This window comes from Halobacillus litoralis, assembly GCF_004101865.1.
GTDB classification, from domain to species: domain Bacteria; phylum Bacillota; class Bacilli; order Bacillales; family Halobacillaceae; genus Halobacillus; species Halobacillus litoralis_A.
Genome location: NZ_CP026118.1, coordinates 2,332,255 through 2,353,169, shown reverse-complemented (window position 1 = coordinate 2,353,169; position 20,915 = coordinate 2,332,255). Strand labels below are relative to the sequence as shown.

At 44.2% G+C, this 20,915-nt stretch carries 23 protein-coding genes; 7 read left to right on the top strand and 16 right to left on the bottom strand.

Features of this window, described 5'->3' with window-relative positions; all coding sequences use genetic code 11:
• Window positions 1-4: 4 nt before the first annotated feature.
• From rplI to HLI_RS11980, 3 genes are read right to left on the bottom strand one after another with little or no spacing between them, the layout of a single operon-like run.
• The gene (gene rplI / locus HLI_RS11990) at window positions 5-451 is read right to left on the bottom strand and encodes a 50S ribosomal protein L9 (RefSeq protein ID WP_128525178.1); all 447 of its coding nucleotides are present in this window, start codon (window positions 449-451) and stop codon (window positions 5-7) included.
• Window positions 448-2,421 (bottom strand): DHH family phosphoesterase, encoded by a 1,974-nt coding sequence (locus tag HLI_RS11985; RefSeq protein ID WP_128525177.1) that lies wholly within the window; start codon window positions 2,419-2,421, stop codon window positions 448-450. Before HLI_RS11985 ends, rplI begins: the two co-directional genes overlap by 4 nt.
• A 29-nt stretch (window positions 2,422-2,450) precedes the next feature.
• Window positions 2,451-3,398, bottom strand: a complete 948-nt coding sequence (locus HLI_RS11980; protein WP_128525176.1) for a YybS family protein — start codon at window positions 3,396-3,398, stop codon at window positions 2,451-2,453.
• 162 nt (window positions 3,399-3,560) lie between these two features.
• On the opposite strand from HLI_RS11980, the gene HLI_RS11975 reads away from it, so the two are divergent.
• A complete protein-coding gene (locus HLI_RS11975; protein WP_128525175.1) occupies window positions 3,561-4,376 on the top strand; it encodes a histidinol-phosphatase HisJ family protein in 816 nt (271 codons plus the stop codon).
• Between the two features lie 56 nt (window positions 4,377-4,432).
• The gene (locus HLI_RS11970; protein WP_128525174.1) at window positions 4,433-4,948 is read left to right on the top strand and encodes an NUDIX hydrolase; all 516 of its coding nucleotides are present in this window, start codon (window positions 4,433-4,435) and stop codon (window positions 4,946-4,948) included.
• Window positions 4,949-5,022: 74 nt separating this feature from the next.
• Here the strand turns inward: HLI_RS11970 and serA are convergent, their stop codons facing one another.
• Window positions 5,023-6,606 carry a phosphoglycerate dehydrogenase gene (gene serA, locus HLI_RS11965; protein WP_128525173.1) on the bottom strand — a complete coding sequence of 528 codons (1,584 nt, stop codon included), beginning with the start codon at window positions 6,604-6,606 and terminating at the stop codon, window positions 5,023-5,025.
• A 2-nt stretch (window positions 6,607-6,608) separates the two neighbouring features.
• Window positions 6,609-7,769, bottom strand: coding sequence for a pyridoxal-phosphate-dependent aminotransferase family protein (locus HLI_RS11960; protein ID WP_128525172.1), 1,161 nt, complete (start codon window positions 7,767-7,769; stop codon window positions 6,609-6,611).
• A 247-nt stretch (window positions 7,770-8,016) separates the two neighbouring features.
• Here HLI_RS11960 and HLI_RS11955 point away from each other — a divergent pair, with 247 nt between their 5' ends.
• Together HLI_RS11955 and HLI_RS11950 are read left to right on the top strand one after the other, a co-directional pair.
• On the top strand, window positions 8,017-9,693 hold the full coding sequence (locus HLI_RS11955; RefSeq protein WP_128525171.1) for a peptide ABC transporter substrate-binding protein: 1,677 nt from the start codon (window positions 8,017-8,019) through the stop codon (window positions 9,691-9,693).
• Window positions 9,694-9,828: 135 nt separating this feature from the next.
• Window positions 9,829-10,461: a YczE/YyaS/YitT family protein gene (locus HLI_RS11950; protein WP_206659610.1), complete on the top strand. Its 633-nt coding sequence runs from the start codon at window positions 9,829-9,831 to the stop codon at window positions 10,459-10,461.
• Window positions 10,462-10,532: 71 nt separating this feature from the next.
• On the opposite strand, the gene hmpA is transcribed toward HLI_RS11950, so the two are convergent.
• A complete protein-coding gene (gene hmpA / locus HLI_RS11945; protein WP_128525170.1) occupies window positions 10,533-11,759 on the bottom strand; it encodes an NO-inducible flavohemoprotein in 1,227 nt (408 codons plus the stop codon).
• 176 nt (window positions 11,760-11,935) lie between these two features.
• Between hmpA and HLI_RS11940 the strand changes: the two genes are divergently transcribed.
• Window positions 11,936-12,373: an Rrf2 family transcriptional regulator gene (locus HLI_RS11940; RefSeq protein ID WP_128525169.1), complete on the top strand. Its 438-nt coding sequence runs from the start codon at window positions 11,936-11,938 to the stop codon at window positions 12,371-12,373.
• Window positions 12,374-12,621: 248 nt separating this feature from the next.
• Here HLI_RS11940 and rpsR read toward each other — a convergent pair whose 3' ends face one another.
• The 4 genes from rpsR to ychF all read right to left on the bottom strand — a co-directional run bounded on the left by rpsR (window position 12,622) and on the right by ychF (window position 14,908).
• On the bottom strand, window positions 12,622-12,849 hold the full coding sequence (gene rpsR, locus HLI_RS11935) for a 30S ribosomal protein S18 (RefSeq protein ID WP_128525168.1): 228 nt from the start codon (window positions 12,847-12,849) through the stop codon (window positions 12,622-12,624).
• A 21-nt stretch (window positions 12,850-12,870) separates the two neighbouring features.
• Window positions 12,871-13,368 carry a single-stranded DNA-binding protein gene (ssb, locus tag HLI_RS11930; protein WP_128525167.1) on the bottom strand — a complete coding sequence of 166 codons (498 nt, stop codon included), beginning with the start codon at window positions 13,366-13,368 and terminating at the stop codon, window positions 12,871-12,873.
• Between the two features lie 12 nt (window positions 13,369-13,380).
• Window positions 13,381-13,674, bottom strand: a complete 294-nt coding sequence (rpsF, locus tag HLI_RS11925; RefSeq protein ID WP_128525166.1) for a 30S ribosomal protein S6 — start codon at window positions 13,672-13,674, stop codon at window positions 13,381-13,383.
• 136 nt (window positions 13,675-13,810) lie between these two features.
• Window positions 13,811-14,908 (bottom strand): redox-regulated ATPase YchF, encoded by a 1,098-nt coding sequence (ychF, locus tag HLI_RS11920; RefSeq protein ID WP_128525165.1) that lies wholly within the window; start codon window positions 14,906-14,908, stop codon window positions 13,811-13,813.
• Window positions 14,909-15,284: 376 nt separating this feature from the next.
• Here ychF and HLI_RS11915 point away from each other — a divergent pair, with 376 nt between their 5' ends.
• Complete coding sequence (locus tag HLI_RS11915) at window positions 15,285-15,482, top strand: hypothetical protein (RefSeq protein WP_128525164.1); 198 nt, start codon at window positions 15,285-15,287, stop codon at window positions 15,480-15,482.
• Between the two features lie 42 nt (window positions 15,483-15,524).
• Here HLI_RS11915 and HLI_RS11910 read toward each other — a convergent pair whose 3' ends face one another.
• The 3 genes from HLI_RS11910 to HLI_RS11900 form a co-directional block, all read right to left on the bottom strand.
• The gene (locus tag HLI_RS11910; protein ID WP_128525163.1) at window positions 15,525-15,719 is read right to left on the bottom strand and encodes a DUF951 domain-containing protein; all 195 of its coding nucleotides are present in this window, start codon (window positions 15,717-15,719) and stop codon (window positions 15,525-15,527) included.
• 14 nt (window positions 15,720-15,733) lie between these two features.
• Window positions 15,734-16,627: a mechanosensitive ion channel family protein gene (locus tag HLI_RS11905; protein WP_206659664.1), complete on the bottom strand. Its 894-nt coding sequence runs from the start codon at window positions 16,625-16,627 to the stop codon at window positions 15,734-15,736.
• A 68-nt stretch (window positions 16,628-16,695) separates the two neighbouring features.
• Window positions 16,696-17,715, bottom strand: coding sequence for a YkvI family membrane protein (locus HLI_RS11900; protein ID WP_128525162.1), 1,020 nt, complete (start codon window positions 17,713-17,715; stop codon window positions 16,696-16,698).
• Window positions 17,716-17,804: 89 nt separating this feature from the next.
• Here HLI_RS11900 and yyaC point away from each other — a divergent pair, with 89 nt between their 5' ends.
• Entirely contained in the window at window positions 17,805-18,431 is a 627-nt protein-coding gene (gene yyaC / locus HLI_RS11895; RefSeq protein ID WP_128525161.1) for a spore protease YyaC, read from the top strand.
• Between the two features lie 7 nt (window positions 18,432-18,438).
• Here the strand turns inward: yyaC and HLI_RS11890 are convergent, their stop codons facing one another.
• The 3 genes from HLI_RS11890 to HLI_RS11880 form a co-directional block, all read right to left on the bottom strand.
• The gene (locus HLI_RS11890; RefSeq protein WP_128525160.1) at window positions 18,439-19,143 is read right to left on the bottom strand and encodes a DUF554 domain-containing protein; all 705 of its coding nucleotides are present in this window, start codon (window positions 19,141-19,143) and stop codon (window positions 18,439-18,441) included.
• 64 nt (window positions 19,144-19,207) lie between these two features.
• Window positions 19,208-20,050 (bottom strand): ParB/RepB/Spo0J family partition protein, encoded by an 843-nt coding sequence (locus tag HLI_RS11885; RefSeq protein WP_128525159.1) that lies wholly within the window; start codon window positions 20,048-20,050, stop codon window positions 19,208-19,210.
• Window positions 20,031-20,804, bottom strand: coding sequence for a ParA family protein (locus HLI_RS11880; RefSeq protein WP_128525158.1), 774 nt, complete (start codon window positions 20,802-20,804; stop codon window positions 20,031-20,033). Before HLI_RS11880 ends, HLI_RS11885 begins: the two co-directional genes overlap by 20 nt.
• Between the last annotated feature and the right edge of the window lie 111 nt (window positions 20,805-20,915).

The window sequence follows — 20,915 nt, the reverse complement described above, 5'->3', positions numbered from 1 at the left end:
GAGCTTACTTTTCTTCAATGTGAACGCGAATCGTCCCTGTAACTTCTGGGTGAAGCTTCACAGGTACATTTGAATAGCCCAACGTACGAATCGGGTCATCAAGCTCGATTTTACGTTTATCGATTTTGATGTCATGTGATTTCTTCAATTGTTCTGCAATTTGTTTACTTGTAATGGAACCGAATAAACGGCCATTGTCACCGGATTTCGCTGATAGTTTCACTTCAAGGCTGCCTAATTGCTCTTTCAGTTTCTCAGCTTCATCCACTTCTTCCTGTGCCCGTTGCTCCTGCTTTGCATCCTTCGCTTTTTGCGCTTGAATGTTGCCTTTCGTGGCTTCAACTGCCAGGTTGTTTTTCAGCAGGTAGTTACGTGCATAACCGTCGTTGACGTCTTTGATTTCTCCTTTTTTACCTTTACCTTTGACGTCCGTGTTGAAAATTACTTTCATTCTTCGTCTCCCCCTTCAAAATACTCGTCAATTATATCTTGCAACAATGCTCGAGCATCTTCAATCGTTGTGTCTTCAAGCTGGGTCGCCGCATTTGTCAAGTGACCACCGCCGTTCATTTTTTCCATGATGACTTGAACATTGATGTCCCCGAGCGACCGGGCACTGATGCCGACACGCCCATCCTTTCGTTCCGAGATGACGAAAGAAGATACAATTCCGCTCATAGTCAGTAATGTGTCTGCTGCTTGCGCGATAATGACAGGACCATAAGTTTCCCCACTGTCACCGGTAGAGATTGCTATGCCATCGCGGTAGATGTTCGCCTTCTCAATCAATTTGCTTCTCCGCACATACACATCCAAATCCTCTTTCATGAACTTTTGAACCTGGACAGTATCTGCCCCTTTCGAACGTAAATAAGAGGCGGCATCGAAAGTTCTAGAACCAGTTCTTAATGTGAAGCTCTTTGTATCAACGATGATTCCCGCCAACAAGGCGGTGGATTCCAGCATCGACAACTTCAATTTCTTCGGTTGATATTCAAGCAGCTCTGTCACCAGCTCTGCCGTCGAAGAAGCGTATGGCTCCATGTAGACGAGTGTCGGGTCTGAAATGAATTCTTCTGCACGCCGGTGGTGGTCGATGACGACGACATGTTCCGTCTTCGAAAGTAATTTCTCTTCAATGACCATGGAAGGTTTGTGAGTATCCACAATTACCAGCAGCGTCTCATTTGTTACCATTTCTAAGGCATCATCAGGTGTAATGAAGTAATGCCATAAATCTTCATCTTTCTCGATCTCTTCAATCATCCGTTGGACTCCTGTATCGATCTCATCAGGATCTAAGACGATGGCTGCTTTTTTGTCGTTGGCCTGAGCGATTTTCAAAATCCCGATCGAAGCTCCGACCGAATCCATGTCGGGTGATTTATGTCCCATGATCAGAACTTTCTCACTTTCCTGCACCAATTCTTTCATGGCATGGGAGATGACACGAGCTCTTACACGCGTGCGTTTTTCCATCGGGTTCGTTTTCCCGCCATAAAACCGGACTTTACCTGAATCATCTTTGATTGCGACCTGGTCACCGCCACGCCCTAAGGCAAGGTCCAGACTGGATTGCGCCAATTCACCCAGTTCCGGCAGGCTCACAGGACCTACACCGATTCCGAAACTCAAGGTCAATGGTACGTTCTGATCTGTAATCAGTTCACGGACATCATCAAGAATTTCAAACTTGGCTTTTTCCAACGTATAAAGGATTTCCTGATTCATGACAGCTATGAACCGCTCCTGGGACGTGCGTTTTAAATAAATGCCAAAGTCTCCGGCCCATTTATTCAATATGGAAGTCACTTGAGAGTTGATATGGCTCTTCGCCGTATCGTCCATCCCTTGAGTGATTTCTTCATAATTATCCAGGAAAATAATCGATAACACCGTTTGTTCGTTTTTGTACAGGTTATGAATTTCCGTTTGTTTCGTCCGGTCGAACAAATACAGCAACCGTTCCTTCTTTTTGATGATCGTCTGGAGTTTATACCCGTCAATATTGATCCAGACTTCATCCTCATCATCTTTAACGGAAGGAATCAGCTGATCAGACAATTTCTTCAAAGAAGATCCGACGATGGTATCCTCTTCTGTAAATTTGTTCATGTAGGGGTTGGCCCATTCCACCATATAATCTTCGCTATACAGAATAATTCCGATGGGCATTTCCAACAGGGCTTCCTCTCCCACCTTTTTCACGCGGTAGGAGAGGGTCGATATATATTCTTCTGTTTCATTGATCATATTCTGTTCTGTCCGGACACTGTAGAAAATAGACGCAGCTAAAAACAACGTCATCAGCAGTCCCAGTGTCCATTGATAATACCAAATGAACCCGAGCAGAAGTAAAGAGATCACATAAATGATCCATAAGTGTCCACTCATCGTTGGCTTTTTAAAAATATTCGGCATTGCATTCAGCTCCTACCATCTTCTCCGAGCTAATTCTCTTTTTTCTCTTCTATACGTTCCCTCAATGGAAATCCTATATCAATTATACCTAAGATTCTTACAAGATACATGAGAATCTGAGGGAGAAGGAGGGAAAATACGACAATCAGAATCGGTATCGCTTTGGACCATTTCTTCATAGATGCGTAAAAGAAAACGAAAGAGAAGCCCTGGATGACTAAAAGGGCGCCTGTCAGTATGAACACGTTGATGGCAGCTAAGTATAAAAGTCCATCACTGTCCATCGTCACATAATTCAAAATCAAAGCGACAAAGTAATACCATAATACGGAGGTCGGCAGCTTGAAGTTCTTGAATTTGACGAATTTCAGCTGCTTATTTTCAATTCGGTTGATCAACTTGTAGGTGATCCATTGGCTGACAAAAGCCATCAATACACCTGCAATCGCGAGGATGCTTGGAATGATATCCGGGATAAAATCGATCAATTCCCGAAAATCCGCCATCTCCGCTTCCATGCTTTCTCCTTCTAGAATACCAGAAAACAACCGCTCAAATGTCGAAAAGGCCTGATTCATGCTATTGTTAAATTCTTCCATCAAATCGACACCAAGAAGCAATTGCGTGATAAGGAAAGTCGTCACAAGTCCTATGATGAACCCTACCGATCCAATTGCGAGAGCTTCATAGGATGAACGCTTATGATACAAAGCCCCTCCTAAAAACAGCCCGCCGAACCCGGCAAGTAAAGTGAAAACTATAAAGACGGACGCAAAAAAGAAAGTAAACATGGTTGCAGCCACCAACATAAGGGCTCCAGCCTTCCACCCGTGGCGGTAACTATAATAGACGAAGGGGACTGGCAGAACCATCAATCCAATGGATCCAACAAACGGCATGAAAATAATTAACAATAACAATAGCAGATATATGCCGGTCATTAAAGCCCCTTCAGTCAATCTTCTTGTATCATTCATAATCGTTAATGCACCTCTATTTCTATCGCACTGTTGCTAACCTCCCTATTTTAACATACACACATCGATAACATCTCGCCTTAAATGTTTCCTCCTGCTATGTTTTGGTGATTTTTGCCGGTGTTTGATATGATGAATGAAATTCGAAAGAGGAGGCCGACCATGAGAACTGATTATCATGTCCATATGGCAGAAACCGGAGACTTGAATGTCGACTATCTAAGAACCTACATAAGAAAAGCGAAAGAAGAAGGAATTGACGAGTTAGGGATCTCTGAGCATGCCTACTTTTTTCAGGAAACAAATGAAATCCTATCTAACCCATGGGTCGAGAATCGGCGGACCCTTGATTTCCAAACTTATCAGAACATGTTTGATGCAGCGGAAAAAGAGGGTCTTCCTATTAAAATGGGAATCGAAATGGATTATATGCCGGGAAAAGAGAAAGAAATGGAAACCTTCATTTCTTCACACCCTTTTGATTATGTGATTGGATCTGTCCATTGGATTGATGAATGGGGCATTGATTTAGCTATTTATCGTGAAGAATATGAAAAAAGAGACCTGAAAGAAGTCTATCGCCAATATTTCGACCGTGTTGTCACTCTTGCTGAATCAGGGCTTTTCGATTTTGTCGGACATATCGACGTAATCAAAGTTTTCGGCTACCGCCCGGATGATGAAGAATTTCTACATGAACAGTATCGTCGTGCGGCCAGGGCCCTTGCTTCTACAAATACATGTATTGAAATCAGTACAGCAGGGTTGCGGAAACCAGTCGGAGAACTCTACCCAGACCCTGCCCTTCTCCAAATGTGCAAAGAAGAAGGAGTTGGAATCGTTCTTTGTTCAGATGCCCATAAACCAGAGCACATTGGCTATCGTTATGAGGAGGCCATTGACCTGGCAAAATCAGCAGGCTACGAAGAAGTTCATGTTTTCTCCCGGCGAAAAGCGACCGTTCACCCGATTGATTGATTTAAACGTTTCGTTTCTCGGAAAAAATATAATTCCCAATCGAAGGGGTTAGAGCGATGATATTCAACGAAGTTGTCGGGCTCACGGAAAAAGAGATAAACTCCTGTAAACTCATTCAAAGGGAAGCCGTCAGGGGAGTCATCATTCAGAACGGAAAACTTTTGATGGTCCATTCAAACAAAGGCGACTACAAACTTCCAGGCGGCGGCGTAGAACAAAAAGAAGCGCACGAAGATGCCCTCGTCCGTGAAATTGCAGAAGAAACAGGATGCTCAGGCTGTACCATGCAGGATAAAATCGGAGTCGTCACCGAAAGACACATCGATCGCCATGAACAAGAAGCGGTCTTCCAAATGAATTCCCATTATTACCTTTGTGATTGGGCTGGCGAAGTGAGTGAACAACAACTGGATGGGTATGAAGCAAAGCAGAATTTCACCCCTGTTTGGTTAACCATTGATGCTGCCATAACGCAAAACGAAAAAATTCTTAAGCACAATGAACGCAACGGATGGATCGAACGGGAAAATGTCGTTTTAAACAAACTGAAGAGATCCTTGATTAGTAGCTGAAATCAATAAAACAGAAAAAAGCTCAGAGTTATAAAATAATAACTCTGAGCTTTTTTTATTATTTTAATTTCACCTTACAGCGTCAAGCATTGAACCTGGCTGATGTCTGCAATATCGGCTAGTTTCTCGTGGCAATCCCCTTCGATTTCTTTATCTACGCTCAGGACCATCACAGCTTCTCCGCCTTCATTCGTACGCCCGACCTGCATCGTGGCAATATTCACTTGATGTTCAGCAAGCAAACTTCCGACCCGGCCGATTGCTCCGGGCTGGTCGGTATGACGAATGACAATCAGATGTCCTTCAGGGACCACGTCAATGGAATAATGATCGAATTGGACGATTCTGGTCCCTAAACCGTTCAACAGCGTCCCTGCAATAGTGCGAGTTTCTTGATCTGACTCTATTTCTACGGTTATCAGGTTTGTAAATCCTTGGGTAGAGGTGGATTTTTGTTCATTGATGGTGATCCCTTTATCCGCTGCTGTCTTAAAGGCGTTCACATCATTGACACGGCTGCCGAGGTGCCGCTTCAGAATCCCTTTGACCGCGATCCGGGTCAATGGCATCGTATCGACATCAAGCAGATCTCCACTGTAATAAACCTGGACACGCTCTAAAGTACCTGCGACTACGCGTGATAAGAAGACACCCAGCTGCTCTGAGAGTTTAAAGTACGGTGAGAGCTTTTCCATCATTTCCGAAGAGACAGCAGGAAGATTGACCGGGTTCCTCACTGTTCCCCCCCGCAATAATTCGATAATATCGTAGCTGACATCTGTCGCTACGTTTTCTTGGGCTTCTATCGTGCTCGCCCCTAAGTGCGGAGTTGCAATGACTTCTGGTAAGGATAACAATGGATGATCTGTTGCCGGTTCTTCTTCAAACACATCCAAAGCTGCACCCGCAATTTTCCCGGATTTAACTGCTTCATATAGAGCATTCTCTTCAATGATTCCACCACGGGCGCAGTTCAAGATTCTTGCCCCGGTTTTCATCTTTTGAATCGCTTCCTCATTGATCAAATGCTTCGTTTTATCTATCAATGGGGTATGGACAGTCAGGAAGTCAGCCTGTTGAAGCACTTCTTCCAAGGTCCCATGCTTCACACCCGCTTTTTCCGCCTTCTCTTCATTAAGGAAGGGGTCGAATGCTATCACTTTCATGCGATGGCCTTTGGCACGCTGGGCGACCTCACGTCCGATACGGCCGAACCCTACGATGCCAATAACTTTGTCTTTCAATTCTACCCCTACGAACTTCTTACGTTCCCACCGCTTCTGCTGGAGTTGATGATAAGCTTGAGGGATATTTCGTGCAAGCGACATGAGCATCGCCATTGTATGTTCTGCAGTAGAGATCGTATTTCCATCGGGTGCATTCACAACCACGATCCCATTTTCTGTAGCTGCCTCTACATCGATATTATCCACACCTACACCTGCGCGTCCGATAATCTTCAAGTGAGGCGCATGTTCAATAACTTCCCTGGTCACTTGTGTTTGACTTCTCACAATCATTGCATCAACGGATCCCACCGCTTCCAGCAATTGTTCATGAGACATAGAAGGATCGACAATTGTTTCTACATCAGCGGCTTCTAACAAAGGTTTAATTCCATCTTCACTTAATGGATCACTAATTAGTACGCGATACATGGCTATTCCTCCCTCGTCCGTTTCAAATAGGCTTCCTGCGCAGCGGCGACCCCCGCTCCTTGTTCAAAGTCATGGCCTAAGCGTTTCAAGATGATTTCAATAATTCCGATATATTGCAGTACATTGGAAGGACGGCTGTACCCCATATGACCGATTCGGAAGATTTCACCTTTCAGATGCTTTTGACCTCCAGCTAAAATCAGACCGAATTCTTCGTTTGCCAATTTTCTCAATTGCTCTGCTTCGAATGTATCTGGACGAATGGAAGTTACTGTTGAAGAGGCAGCTTCATCCGTGACAAGCAGCGGCAAGTTAAGGGCACGACATGCTTCCCTCGTCATTTCTTTCATAACTTGGTGACGATCAAAAACGTGGTCTAACCCTTCCTCCTCTAACAAATCCAGCACTTGCTGCAGGCCAAACAATAAAGACAGAGCCGGAGTAAATGGCGTTTGACCTCCTTCCAATTGTTTACGGTATGATCGTAAATCCAAATAGAAACGAGGGCGGGGATTATCATCAATGACATTCCATACCTGATCTCCCACAGCGACAAACGCTAAACCAGGAGGAAGCATCATGGCTTTCTGCGAACCAGAAACTAAGATATCGATTCCAGACTGATCCATATCGACTCCAGCTCCTCCGATAGAAGAAACTCCGTCAACGACCACAAGAGCAGAGCTGGTCGCTTTCACGCGCTTGGCTGCTTTTTCCACCGGGTGCATAACTCCTGTGGAAGTTTCACAATGAGTCAGAAATACAGCCTTCGTATGTGGACGTTCTTGAAGCGCGGCCTCTATTTGGTCTACCTCCACCGCTTCGCCCCATGGGACATCGATCCTGTTCACTTCAAGCTCGTAAGTTTCACAAATTTGAGCGAAACGATCTCCAAAGGCTCCAGCCACTACGACGATGACTTCATCTCCGGGTTGAGTGATATTGACGACAGAACTTTCCAGAGCAGATGTCCCGCTCCCTGTTACCACTAGCACTTCTCCGGATGTACCGAAGATGGGCTTTAACCGCGGAGCGATATCATTCATCAGCTCTTTACACTTCCCACCACGGTGACCGATCATCGGTTGATTCATGCTCCGTTCCACACTGGGTGGAACAGGTGACGGACCCGGAGTGTGTAACAAATCCCATTCACGCTTCATTTCTACTAGACCTCCTCTGTATAAATGACTCTTTTTCCTATTTAAACTCTTTAGTGCATTAGAAAAAGAAATGATATTCTCTAATCCTATCAAAAGAAGAAATGATGTCAATTAAATTAGAATATTCCGTATTATGTCGTTTTTTTCATATTTTTCTCTATTAAAGGACTTTGATTTTTTTCTTTTTTATCTGTATAATTCAAAAAGTAATTATATTTTGAAAATTTTAAATAGGGGGAAATTACTTATGAGAAAACATCTCTGGATATTTATGGCCTTGATGTTCGTTCTTGTTCTTGCCGCATGTAGCGGAGGCGACAGCGAAACATCAACAGAGACAGGGGAAGAAAACACTACTGAGGGGTCGGATGAAGGAAGTGCTTCCGGCGAACAGGAGATTACTGTAACAGCGAAAAGTGAGATCCCAAGTATGGATCCATCATTGATCACCGATTCCGTCGGTTTCCAATGGGCGGGCGAAACCTATGAAGGTCTTTACCGTTTAGATGAGAACAGCCAATTGACAGATGGAATGGCTGAAAGCTCTGAGGTCAGTGAGGATGGTCTTACATGGACTTTCAAACTTCGTGATGCTGAATGGTCAAATGGTGACCCTGTAACGGCACACGACTTCGTATATGCCTGGAGAAGAGCGGTGGATCCAGAGGTAGGTTCTGAATATGGTCCTTACTTCCTTGGAGGCATCATTAAAAATGCCGCTGAAATCAGTAATGGTGAAGCAGAACTGGAAGATCTCGGTGCTACTGCTGTAGACGATAAAACATTGAAGGTAGAACTTGAAAAACCTGTTCCATACTTCAAATCTATGACTGTATTCATCACTTTCATGCCATTGAACCAATCCTATGTGGAAGAACAAGGTGAAAAGTTCGCTACTGAAGCTGAATACACCATCTCTAACGGACCATTTGAAATGACAGAGTGGAACCATGGAGAAGGATGGACAATTGAAAAGAGCGACTCTTATTGGGATGCAGAAACAGTTCAACTTGAAACGATCAATTCCAAAGTCATTAAAGAAGTTTCTACAGGGGTCAACCTCTATGAATCAGGTGAAATCGACCAAACAGAGTTGAATGCCGAATTCGTCGACCAATACCGTACGAATGAAGCTTTCAATGTTGCAGAGAAACCATACTTATACTTCTTCAAATTCAATCAGGAAGCAAACGAAGCGTTGGCGAATGTGGATGCCCGTAAAGCTATCTCTTATGCTATCGACCGTCAGGGATTAGTCGATGTCATCCTGAATGATGGTTCTGTACCTGCTGAAGGATATGTACCATCGAACTTCGTATCCATGCCTGATAGTGATGAGGATTTCCGGGATGCACAGGGACCTCTTGTCGAATCCAACGTGGAGAAAGCAAAAGAACACTGGCAGAAAGCTCTTGAAGCACTCGGAACAGATTCTGTTACCATCGAACTGTTAGGTGATGATACAGGTACTTCGAAAAACGTTCTCGCCTATTACAAGAACCAACTGGAAGAAAACCTTGAAGGTCTGACCATCAAATTGATGGAAGTACCTTTCAAAGAGCGTGTACGCCGTGACAATGCTTCTGAATTCGAAATGGAAGCTGCCACATGGGGTCCTGACTATGTCGACCCGAACACATACTTGAACATGTACTTGACTGGTGGACAAAACAACAACATGAACTACTCCAACGAAGAATATGATGCCTTGATCAATAAGGCGAATGGAGAATATGCACAGGATCCAGAGAAACGTTTTGAAGCATTCCTTGAAGCGGAGAAAATGCTGCTTGAAGAGGATGCTGCCGTAGCACCAATGTACCAAGACGCGAAAGCACAACTATTCCGTCCGACGATCAAAGGTGTCTTCACGACAGCTACCGGCCCTGAATTCGAATTCAAGTGGGCACATGTAGAAGAATAATAGAAGGTTTAGTGAGGGGCAGGATATGATTCCTGCCCCTTTCCTTATGTTTACAGTCTATTCCTTGAAAATCCCCCCTCTTTCGCGGTATAGTCTCTTAAGGTATGAAACTCGGAAAAAAAGGGGGCAGATCTTTTGAAGCGAATCTACCACAGGGCCTTTTACTACACAATCGGTATAATGATCATGACACTGGGCATCGCCTTGACCATCCAGTCCAGCTTAGGGACTTCTCCATTTGATGCTCTCCTCGTCGGCCTTCACCGGACATTCGGGTTGACAATCGGCAGCTGGGAAATCGTCGTGGGATTCAGCATGATCGTCTTCAATGCGGTTGCCGAAAGAAGGCGTCCGGAACTGTTAGCTTTAGCAACCTCATTGTTAACAGGCGCCGGTATCGACTTCTGGGTGTTTACCATCGAAGACTCGATCCATCCTGACCTGTTCTTCCCACAATTCATCTGTGTCATGAGCGGCATGGTGATTGCCGGTTTCGGAATCGCCTTGAATTTACAAGCAGATTTCGCCCCTAATCCATTTGATCGGATGATGCTTGTCGTAAAAAAACTGACAGGGTGGAACGTCTCCATTTCACGAGCCCTTATCAGTATAGTACTCGTCATCCTCGCTGCCTTCTTCGGAGGAGCAATCGGCATTGGTACCTTGTTGATCACTTTGATGAGCGGCCCTATCATCCATGTATTTATGAACGTCATTGAAAAATTCGACCGTCGACTTTACCCTACCCAAACATTAAAAGAGTCGTAACGCCCATGGAACGGCGCTACGACTCTTTTATTATAGGTTCAGCAAATCTGATTCAGGAGAATAGTACTGTTCTATATTTGTAAGTCACCTTGGGGACCAAAAAACTCGTAATGAATGCGGTCGTTTGGGACTTCCCATTCTATTAGTGAATGATATACAGCCTTCATGAACCCTTCTGGGCCGCAGAAATAAAAATCTGCATCATATGGGGCAATCTTTTTCAACCACTCCAAATCAATGTATCCTTCTTTTTCAAATAAGCCTTCATGAACATCTTCTTCACTCGGCTGCTCATAGACGACATGGGAAGTACAGTGCTCTGTATTCTTCAGCTCTTGTTTAAGTCCATGGACATTTCCATTTCTAGCCGCATGAATATAGTGGACCTCACGTTCAGGCTGAGCCTGCTGGACATATTTCCACATGCTCATAAGGGGAGTCAATCCTACCCCTCCACTGATCAGCACCAGTGGCCTCTCAGTATGATCGTCTAAATAGAAGTCACCCGCAGGAGCACTGACAGGTAAGTATGTTCCTTTGTTCACATGATTATGCAGCCACGTAGAAACAATCCCATCAGGATGATTTCCCGTACCACTTTCTCTTTTTACACTAATGCGGAAGTAATTCTTTCCAGGTGCATCAGATAAACTGTACTGACGCAAATGATCATAGGAGCCCCCGGGGATTTTTGCCTTAATCGTCAAATATTGACCCGGCTTAAATATAGGCAGTACACCTCCATCAGAAGGTTCCAAATAGAAGGAAGTAATCTCTTCGCTTTCTTCCACTTTGTCAATCACTTTAAAATCCCGGAACCCGGTCCAACCCCCCGCTTGTTTTTCAGTTTCCTCATATAAATTTTCCTCTACGTTGATGAATGCCTGTGCAATAACGCCATAAGCTTCGCCCCATGCTTCTATAATATCGTCGGTAGCCGCATCGCCAAGCACCTCTTTGATCGCGATCAATAAATATTCTCCGACAATCGGGTAGTGTTCAGGCTGGACATTCAAGCTCACATGCTTTTCTGCAATTTGTTTCACTCTCGGGAGAATCACTTCTAAATGATCGATATGTTGAGCCGCAGCATATACCGTATTGGCAAGCGCCCTCGGCTGTTCCCCTGCCCGTTGATGGGTTTGATTGAATATATTTTTCAGTTCAGGATGATCTTCAAACAAGCGTTTGTAAAAGTGGGTCGTAATCGCTTCCCCATACTCCGCTAAAACAGGTACCGTTGCTTTGATTGTTTTAATCGTGGTCTCATTTAATGGTTTTTTTACACTTGCAGACATATGAAAACCCCTTTAAAGATGTATTTTAAATACACCTTTATTATATAAATATTCAACTCTTAAAAGCAATATTATAAATACACCTTTTGTGACAATTTAAAGTCCATATCCCTTTTAAGACACAAACCCGTTCTTATGATAAGATGAAAAAAAACAAGAATGAGGGTTAAAAGCTGATGCGCTTAAAAAAATATACAGATTATGCCCTGAGAGTACTGATTTTGACGGCATCTAAACGAGAGGGAGAACTTGCAACCAAAAAAGAGATTTCTGAAGTCTTTCATATATCTGAAAATCATTTGGGGAAAATCATCCATGAGTTGAACAAATTGGGATTGATAGAAACCATTCGTGGCCGTTCTGGGGGTATAAGGTTAGCCAAAAATCCTGAAGAGATCAATGTAGGAAGTGTCGTCCGGGCGATGGAAGATGACTTTCATTTACTGGAATGCTTCGACTGTGCCACGAATTATTGTGTCATCACACCAGCCTGTAAGCTAAAGCATGCTCTGCACGAAGCTTTACGTGCTTTTTTGAATGTCCTGGACGGGTATACATTAAAAGACCTACTAGCCAATCAAGAAGAATTACGCGAATTAATGGGGCTGGAGTGAATAGGACCACAAACTGGAAAGAACCAGCACGCAACCGGGAACACGAAAAAGCCAGCCTGATGAAGGCTGGCTTTTTGCTTTGACAAGGGGAAAGCTGATTCGATTTCTCGGCGCAAGAGCAAATAAATCGACGTTCACTCATTTATACAGCTAAAGCCAACCCTCAGAGAGACCAGGACCTGGAATTTCTGTATAAACAAAAAAACCGCGAAGTCTTAAATAAGACTTCGCGGTTTTTGTTTACGCTACTATTCAGTAGAGTATGGTAATAGAGCCATCTGACGAGAGCGTTTGATAGCTTTCGTCAATTTACGCTGATACTTTGCAGAAGTTCCTGTTACTCGACGAGGAAGAATTTTTCCACGATCAGAAACGAAACGTCTTAGCAAATCAACATCCTTAAAGTCGATGTGTGTGATTCCGTTAGCAGTGAAGAAACACACCTTTTTACGTTTTCCGCGTCCACGACGTGCCATGTAGCATTCACCCCTTCCTTTTTAAAATGGTAGATCATCATCTGATATATCGATAGGTTCCCCATTGTCTGCGAATGGGTCTTCATTTCGTTGATTGTTGTTATCATTATTATTGGAACCGAAGTTATTTCCTGATGGTTGTTGATTCTGATTTGATTGGAATCCTGAACCTCCACGATTTCCTCCGCCCTGGGAAGAACCTTTGGATTCTAGGAATTGTACGCTATCTGCAACTACTTCTGTTACAAACACACGCTTGCCTTCCTGATTATCGAAGCTTCGGGACTGTAAGCGTCCATCGACTCCGACAAGACTGCCTTTACTCATAAAGTTAGCTAAGTTTTCAGCCGCTCGTCTCCAAACAACACAGTTGATGAAATCGGCATCGCGATCTCCCTGGTTGTTGGAAAATGGGCGGTTGACGGCGATTGTAAAGTTGGCGACGGCTACTCCGTTTGGCGTATAGCGTAAATCAGGATCCTTCGTCAATCTGCCGGCTAATACGACACGATTCAACATCAGAACCACTCCTTATTTGTCATCTTCACGCACTGCGATGTGGCGGATAATATCATCCGTGAACTTCGCTTGACGGTCGAATTCATTGATTGCATCACGTGTACCTGTGAAATCAATCGTTACATAGATCCCATCACGGTAGTCGTTAATTTCGTAAGCAAGACGACGCTTGCCAACTTCTTTAACTTCTTCAATCTCCGCTCCGTTATCAGTCAGGATTGTGCTGAAACGATCTTTGACAGATGTTTTCGCTTCCTCCTCGATATCTGGGCGGATGATATACATGATTTCGTATTTTCTACTCATCCGTTTTCACCTCCTTATGGACTTGACGGCTCCTTTTCTTTGAAAGGAGCAAGGAGTAATTCGTTTAATTACTCACAATTTAGTATTGTATCAAAGTTGTCCAAGAATTACAACCTTTAAACGGAAGGATCCCTGCTTATACGTTAAAACGGAAATGGATAACGTCGCCATCACGAACTAAATACTCTTTACCTTCTAAACGGACACGACCACGGTCACGAGCCACGCTCATGGACTTCGCGTCTACGAGGTCTTCATAGGAGACTGTCTCTGCACGGATGAATCCACGTTCAAAGTCCGTGTGAATGATCCCTGCCGCTTGTGGGGCGGTCATCCCCTCTTTGAATGTCCAAGCCCTTACTTCCTGTTCGCCTGCAGTAAAGTAAGTGGCTAAGCCCAGCAAATTATAAGTGGCTTTGATAAGCTGGTCCAGACCGGATTCCTCGATACCGAGGTCCTCCAGAAATTCATCCTTCTCTTCGCCATCAAGTTCAGCGATTTCAGATTCAATCTTAGCACAGACCACAATGACTTCTGCGCTTTCTTTTGCAGCAAATTCACGGATTTGCTTCACTTTATCGTTATCTGCTTCTCCTATTTCATCTTCACTCACATTAGCCACATAGAGGATCGGCTTCGAAGTCAGTAGATGAAGGCCTTTGACGATCTTTTGCTGGTCACTGCTGAACTCAACAGCACGTGCCGGTGTTTCTGCCTCCAAAGCATCTTTGATCTTCTCAAGAACGGCATATTCAGCTACTGCGTCTTTGTCCTTTTGACGAGCCATTTTTGCCACTCTGTCCATGCGCTTGGAGACTGTTTCAAGATCAGCTAATATCAATTCAAGGTTGATAGTTTCAATATCTGTAATCGGATCGACCTCGCCGGAAACGTGTGTGATATTCTCATCTTCAAAAGCACGTACGACGTGAGTAATGGCGTCGACTTGACGGATGTGAGATAGGAACTGGTTCCCGAGTCCTTCCCCTTTACTCGCCCCTTTGACGATGCCGGCGATATCAGTGAATTCAAAAGCTGTTGGAATGGTTTTCTTCGGTTTGACAAGCTCGGTCAACTTCTCGAGCCGGGGATCCGGAACTTCCACGATCCCTACGTTCGGATCAATGGTAGCGAAAGGATAGTTGGCCGACAAAGCGCCTGCTTGTGTAATTGCGTTAAATAACGTAGATTTCCCTACGTTCGGTAAACCTACGATTCCTGCTGTTAGTGCCATATAAGACTTTCACTCCTTAAGGATTTACATACATGTATGTCAGTCATTTCAATTATAGATACTGTACTTGAAAATAACAACCTATGCAAAAACAAGAATAGACAGGTCTCCCCGAAGATTCTCCCTGCTTCTGCCGGGAAAAATTAAATAATTCGATCGCTCATTGTTGAAAACTGCTTGTTCGTCCTTTTTTCCGCTCTTTATCATCTCTAGTCAGTGAAGTTATTTTCTCCAACCACCTACACTAAACCGTCCAGATTTTGGTCAGTCGCGCAGCACTTCTTCTGGAAAAGAGGGATGATAGCGATTTTATTTTATAAATTAATGAAAGTCACTCTTTTTAGATAGGCCACGTTGTTTCCACGATGAGCGGTCGGTGGTGACGCCTGCGGGAACAGCGCGAGCCGAAGATCCACTTGGTCAAGTGATCTTCTTGACCAAGTTAGCTGAGGCCGGGCCCGCGGCAAGCATCCACCGACAAGTGATTCGTGAGAAGCAACAACAAACGTTAACAGCTCCTCAAGATGGTAAAGGGTTTTTCAGTAGCTCCCCTGAAACAGCTCTCCTTTATTAAACAAAAAAAGAATCCTACCGCAGGGCGGAAGGATGATGGGTATCATTCACTTGTTTCCAGCACTTTCTTCAGCTTCGTTTCAAATTTGCGGCGCGGTACTAGAACGCTATGACCACACCCTACACACTTGATACGGATGTCAGCACCCATGCGAATGATTTTCCAGCGGTTTTCTCCACATGGGTGAGGTTTCTTCATTTGTACGACGTCATTTAAATGGTAAGTTTTTTCAGTCATCCGCAGTCCCCTCCTTATTCATCAGCACCTTGCTTACTGCTTGGTTCTTCTTCCCGTGAATACATAACCATACGCGGGAATGGAATCTCAATTCCTTCAGCATCTAAACGGTTCTTCACTTCTTTCCGGATCGCACGCGCCATCGCCCAGTGCTCCATTGGATGCACTTCACAAATGATCCGCATGACGACATCTGATGCCCCCAGGTTTTGAATCCCTAACAATTCTGGCACTTTGAGCATGGATTCATACCGTTCAGGTAATTCTTCCATTAAAGCTAAGATGACTTTTTCTGCTTTTTCCACATCTTCTTCATAAGCGATGCTCACGTCTACTACTGAAATACTATTGTGAATCGAGAAGTTGGTCACCTGTGTAACGTTCCCATTTGGTAATATATGGACTTCACCTGTCCATGCTTTCACTTTACAAGTCCGTAAACCGACCTCTTCGACAAAACCTTCGACTCCAGATGTCTGGATATAGTCCCCTACGGAAAACTGGTCTTCGAAAATAATGAAAAACCCTGAGATGACATCCCGGACAAGGTTTTGAGCACCAAAACCGATCGCTAACCCAGCTACTCCCGCACCTGCCAGAAGTGCTGCTATGTCCAGAGTGAAGGTGTCGAGGATCATGATGAACGCAACAAAATAGACGACATAAGACATGGTGTTCAGTACGAGTTTGTTCAATGTCGCTTCACGCCGCTGAGTGATTTGAAAAGGGCCGCGTTTTTTATTAGCAAAAAATCGAGCTATGACCTTTCTGCCGATTCGAATAACCAAAAAGGATATAAATAGAATCAAACAGATTTTAATGGCACCGAGGCTAATAGTAATCCATAAATCAGCACCTGTGACATAATTGACAATTCCATCCCACTGCGACTTGGCATCCTCTACCACTTTTTCAGCATCACCCACTGCTTCTCCTCCTGTACATCTATGAATATGACATTCATTTTAACAGGTTTCTAGCGAATTTTGAATCTCGAAAGAATAGGGTATAGGAGAAGAGAGGTCAAAACATATAAATTAAGCAATCCATATAACGGATACAGGTATTCAATCAATGTAGAAAACCCGAAAGAAGTAAAAGGCAGCATGATCGCAATGACAGCCAGCGCTAAAATCCACAGCGGCTGCTTGAGGTAATCTCTGAATCTGGTAACAAGACCGAGTGTTCCTGAAGCAGCAGTGGTGAAAATAGCGATCCAAAGCATGGCTGACATGAAGATCATCATCTCGTATGGGTAATGTTTCAATATCGCAAAAAGCGGAATCTCATACAATATGATATCTTCAGAAATTTGAATCAGACTATTGTTATAAAGGTAAGATACAGCTCCAAGAGTCAAACCGCTCCCGAGACTGGCAATCCATATTTCCCCTTTATGCCGCACTTGATTCCCGATCGCCCCTAACACTGCAATGAGGGGAAGGATATTCAAGGCCGTAAAAGGGAAGGCAGCCATCCAATTCCCCATTTCATGCACATGACCGAACAAGGAAAGGTCCTGGTCGGTTATGAATAAAATGAGGACGAACAACAGCCCGGAAATCAATAGTGGCAGCACAAAACTGTTCACCGCGACAATCCCTTTCACATCCCATACAAACAGAAGGACCAGGGGAATAACCATTGCCAATACACCGAACCGATAGGAGAAGTGAAATGCCTGCCATGTCGCCCCACTGCCTGCCAACATGATCACGGTCGTCGTAAAGAGATAGATGATGATCATCCAATCATAAACCCCGGTCAAATGCTTACCGACTACTGCCTTCAGAACAGGCAGGTAGTGTCCCGTTTGTTTTTTGAAGCTTATATCCATGATCACTTTACAACAACAAATGAACATGAGCGAGAACAAAAGGATCGCGAGACTGCTATCTTGTCCAAAGAATTGCCATAGTTCTCTCCCTGATGCGTAACCGGCTCCAATCATCGTCCCTATAATCAAGAACATCCACTTGAATCCTGCTTTTACCATGACCGTTCCTCCACATCTATGTATTTGTCACGTATAGAACGACGGACAACCTTATATACTGTTACTACTATGTGTCTGGAGGAGAAGCTATGAATTTCAAGGACAAGTTTTCTAAAGAAGAAAAGCGTGTCAGCACCGATGATCCGGCTATGAGCGATACATTAAGCAGCTATCTACAGGAATGGCTTCCCCCTTCAAAAGAAATTATCGTTGCCTGTATCGGCACAGACCGGTCCACTGGGGATTCATTCGGCCCACTGGTAGGATCGATGCTTCGCGATCAACAGATCGATTCCTTCCATATCTATGGGACGCTGGAGGATCCTTTACATGCATTGAACTTGAAGGAGCGGCTGATGACCATCAGGAAACACCACCCGAATCCATATATTCTGGCTATTGACGCTTGTTTAGGAAAATCCTCTTCTGTAGGTTCCGTTATTTTAGGAAAAGGCTCCCTAACCCCTGGATCGGCATTAAAAAAAGACCTTCCGCCAGTAGGTCAGCTGCATATCAGCGGAATGGTCAATGTCAGTGGTTTCATGGAGCATGTTGTCCTACAAAACACAAGGCTGCACGTGGTCATGCAGATGGCCGCAAAAGTAGCCGCTGCCATTCAATTGACAGCGGCCAAACGTCGACAGGTGAAAATGGAAAAATCGCCTTTCCAAACCTTCACTACCTCTAAATATCCCATTAAAAAAAGCATTCAATAAACGCATCTTAGAACCATTGGGCGATCGCCAGTACAATCCCCACCATAGCTAAAGATGGGAGGAGGTTCGCGACACGTATTTTGGTGATTTTCAATAAATTCATACCGATGGCGACAATTAACAAACCACCTGTAGCCGTCATTTCAATGATGAATAAATCAAGCATTTCCTGTGGGACCCATCGGTTGATTTGTGTTGCCAAAAGGGCGATCGATCCTTCGTAAAGCACGACAGGAATCACGGAAAAAATGACGCCGATTCCCAGTGTAGAGGTGAGCACAAGGGAAACGAAGCCATCGATGATCGCTTTGGTAATCAACACTTCATGATCATTTCGCAATCCACTGTCGAGGGCGCCGATGACAGCTAAGGCACCGATGACAAAGATCAATGATGCAGTAATGAAGCCTTGGGCAATGCTGGATGTTTGTTCAGGTTTCGTGAATTTCCGTTCGATCCAGCGTCCTATGTACTCCAATTTATCTTCCAAATGAATCGCTTCGCCGATGATCGCTCCACTAAGTAAACTGAGCAGGACGATGACGATGTTATCTGTTTCAAAAGCCATTTGAAGACCGATCAACATTACAGCGAGACCGACCCCGCTCATCACCGTTTCTTTGAATTTTTCAGGGATTTTCGTAAAAAACAGCCCTAATAGGGTGCCTACGACTATACATAACCCATTCACTAATGTTCCTAATAAAACCATATGATTCTCTCCAGTTCCATCCGTTTTACAAACAAGAATGCATCAGCCACAGGCTGCTTGACGATTACTCTTTATCATCGAACATTTCAAGTATCCGTTCCAAATCCTCTTCATTCATGAATTCAATTTCGATCTTTCCCTTACGCTTTCCTTTATGAATCTTCACAGCTGTCCCTAAGCGTTCTTTCAAATTTTCTTCCCGCTCTTTTAAAAAAATATCCTTAGGAGCAGGTTGTTTCTTAGGGTTCTTGTTTTGATTGATTTCATTGATGATTCGTTCAACTTGACGGACGTTAAGAGACTCTCTTTCAATACGGGCGACGAGTTTGGATTGCTGCTCTTTATCCTTTAAGGCAAGCAGAGCACGCCCGTGGCCCATCGTCAATTTTCCATCATCGATCTTAGATGTCACTTCCTGCGGCAACGACAACAAACGCATCAGGTTAGCGATATGGGAACGGCTTTTCCCTAAACGTTTCGAGAGAATATCCTGGGTCACATTCAATTCATTGATCAACGATTCATATGAACGCGCTTCTTCAATAGGGGATAAGTCTTCACGCTGCAGGTTTTCAAGCAAAGCAAGCTCCATCATCTGTTCGTCAGTCAAGTCCTTGACGAGAGCGGGAATGGTTTCAAGACGGGCGGATTGAGCTGCCCGGTACCTGCGCTCCCCGACGACGATTTCATAGCCTTTAATGCTTTTTCTGACGATAATAGGTTGAAGAACGCCGTGTTCTTCAATCGATTGCTTCAGGCCGCTCAACGCTTCTTTATCGAATTCCTTACGAGGTTGATAAGGGTTGGGGCGGCAATCTTTTACTGCTATTTCCTGGAGTTGTTCTTCATCAATGGTTTCCGAACTATTGAAAAAAGCACCAAGACCTTTACCTAACCCTCTCTCCATTCACGATCACTTCCTTTGCTAGTTCTAGATAGACTTCCGCTCCTCTGGACTTCGCATCGTAAAGAATCGCCGGTCTCCCATGACTCGGCGCTTCACTCAACCGTACATTACGAGGAATAATCGAGCGATAAACTTTGTCCTGGAAATATTTTTTCACTTCTTCAATGACCTGAATCCCAAGATTTGTACGGGCATCCAACATGGTCAGAAGAACTCCTTCAATCATCAATTGCCTGTTCAAATGTTTTTGTACGAGGCGGACCGTGTTGAGCAGCTGGCTGAGACCTTCGAGGGCGTAATACTCACATTGGACGGGAATTAACACGGTGTCAGAAGCAGTCAAGGAATTGAGCGTCAGCAAACCTAACGAAGGAGGGCAGTCGATGATGACATAATCATACTCATGCTTGATTTGGTCGATGGATTTCTTCAGGTGTACTTCTCTGGAAATGGTGGGAACGAGCTCTATCTCAGCACCAGCGAGTTGAATGGTGGCAGGAATCGCATCCAAATTACTCACTTGGGTCGAAGTCCTCACTTGTCTGGCCTCCACACCATCTACGAGAACGTTATAAATACACTGTTCCATCTCACCTTTATCAACACCCACCCCACTGGTCGCATTTCCCTGGGGATCAATATCCACTAAAAGAACTTTATAATCCAAGTAAGCGAGACAAGCACTCAAATTGACCGCCGTCGTCGTTTTACCGACGCCCCCTTTTTGGTTAGCGATTGAAATCACTTTTCCCATGATGTCACCTACTCTTTCTCTTTTCTACCATCTTACCATTTAATTGAAAACATAGGCCCAATGACTTAAAAAAATCCCATCTTCACACGCAGTCAAAGATGGGGAAAAGAA

Coding starts and splice junctions, on each gene's coding strand:
- yyaC (WP_128525161.1), top strand. CDS start 17,805: ATGAATTTCAAGGACAAGTTTTCTAAAGAAGAAAAGCGTGTCAGCACC.
- ychF (WP_128525165.1), bottom strand. CDS start 14,908: ATGGCACTAACAGCAGGAATCGTAGGTTTACCGAACGTAGGGAAATCT.
- ssb (WP_128525167.1), bottom strand. CDS start 13,368: ATGTTGAATCGTGTCGTATTAGCCGGCAGATTGACGAAGGATCCTGAT.
- HLI_RS11900 (WP_128525162.1), bottom strand. CDS start 17,715: ATGGTAAAAGCAGGATTCAAGTGGATGTTCTTGATTATAGGGACGATG.
- HLI_RS11980 (WP_128525176.1), bottom strand. CDS start 3,398: ATGAATGATACAAGAAGATTGACTGAAGGGGCTTTAATGACCGGCATA.
- HLI_RS11960 (WP_128525172.1), bottom strand. CDS start 7,769: ATGAAGCGTGAATGGGATTTGTTACACACTCCGGGTCCGTCACCTGTT.
- HLI_RS11975 (WP_128525175.1), top strand. CDS start 3,561: ATGAGAACTGATTATCATGTCCATATGGCAGAAACCGGAGACTTGAAT.
- HLI_RS11940 (WP_128525169.1), top strand. CDS start 11,936: ATGCGCTTAAAAAAATATACAGATTATGCCCTGAGAGTACTGATTTTG.
- HLI_RS11985 (WP_128525177.1), bottom strand. CDS start 2,421: ATGCCGAATATTTTTAAAAAGCCAACGATGAGTGGACACTTATGGATC.
- HLI_RS11890 (WP_128525160.1), bottom strand. CDS start 19,143: ATGGTTTTATTAGGAACATTAGTGAATGGGTTATGTATAGTCGTAGGC.
- HLI_RS11955 (WP_128525171.1), top strand. CDS start 8,017: ATGAGAAAACATCTCTGGATATTTATGGCCTTGATGTTCGTTCTTGTT.
- HLI_RS11910 (WP_128525163.1), bottom strand. CDS start 15,719: ATGACTGAAAAAACTTACCATTTAAATGACGTCGTACAAATGAAGAAA.
- hmpA (WP_128525170.1), bottom strand. CDS start 11,759: ATGTCTGCAAGTGTAAAAAAACCATTAAATGAGACCACGATTAAAACA.
- rpsF (WP_128525166.1), bottom strand. CDS start 13,674: ATGAGTAGAAAATACGAAATCATGTATATCATCCGCCCAGATATCGAG.
- serA (WP_128525173.1), bottom strand. CDS start 6,606: ATGTATCGCGTACTAATTAGTGATCCATTAAGTGAAGATGGAATTAAA.
- HLI_RS11885 (WP_128525159.1), bottom strand. CDS start 20,050: ATGGAGAGAGGGTTAGGTAAAGGTCTTGGTGCTTTTTTCAATAGTTCG.
- rplI (WP_128525178.1), bottom strand. CDS start 451: ATGAAAGTAATTTTCAACACGGACGTCAAAGGTAAAGGTAAAAAAGGA.
- HLI_RS11970 (WP_128525174.1), top strand. CDS start 4,433: ATGATATTCAACGAAGTTGTCGGGCTCACGGAAAAAGAGATAAACTCC.
- rpsR (WP_128525168.1), bottom strand. CDS start 12,849: ATGGCACGTCGTGGACGCGGAAAACGTAAAAAGGTGTGTTTCTTCACT.
- HLI_RS11880 (WP_128525158.1), bottom strand. CDS start 20,804: ATGGGAAAAGTGATTTCAATCGCTAACCAAAAAGGGGGCGTCGGTAAA.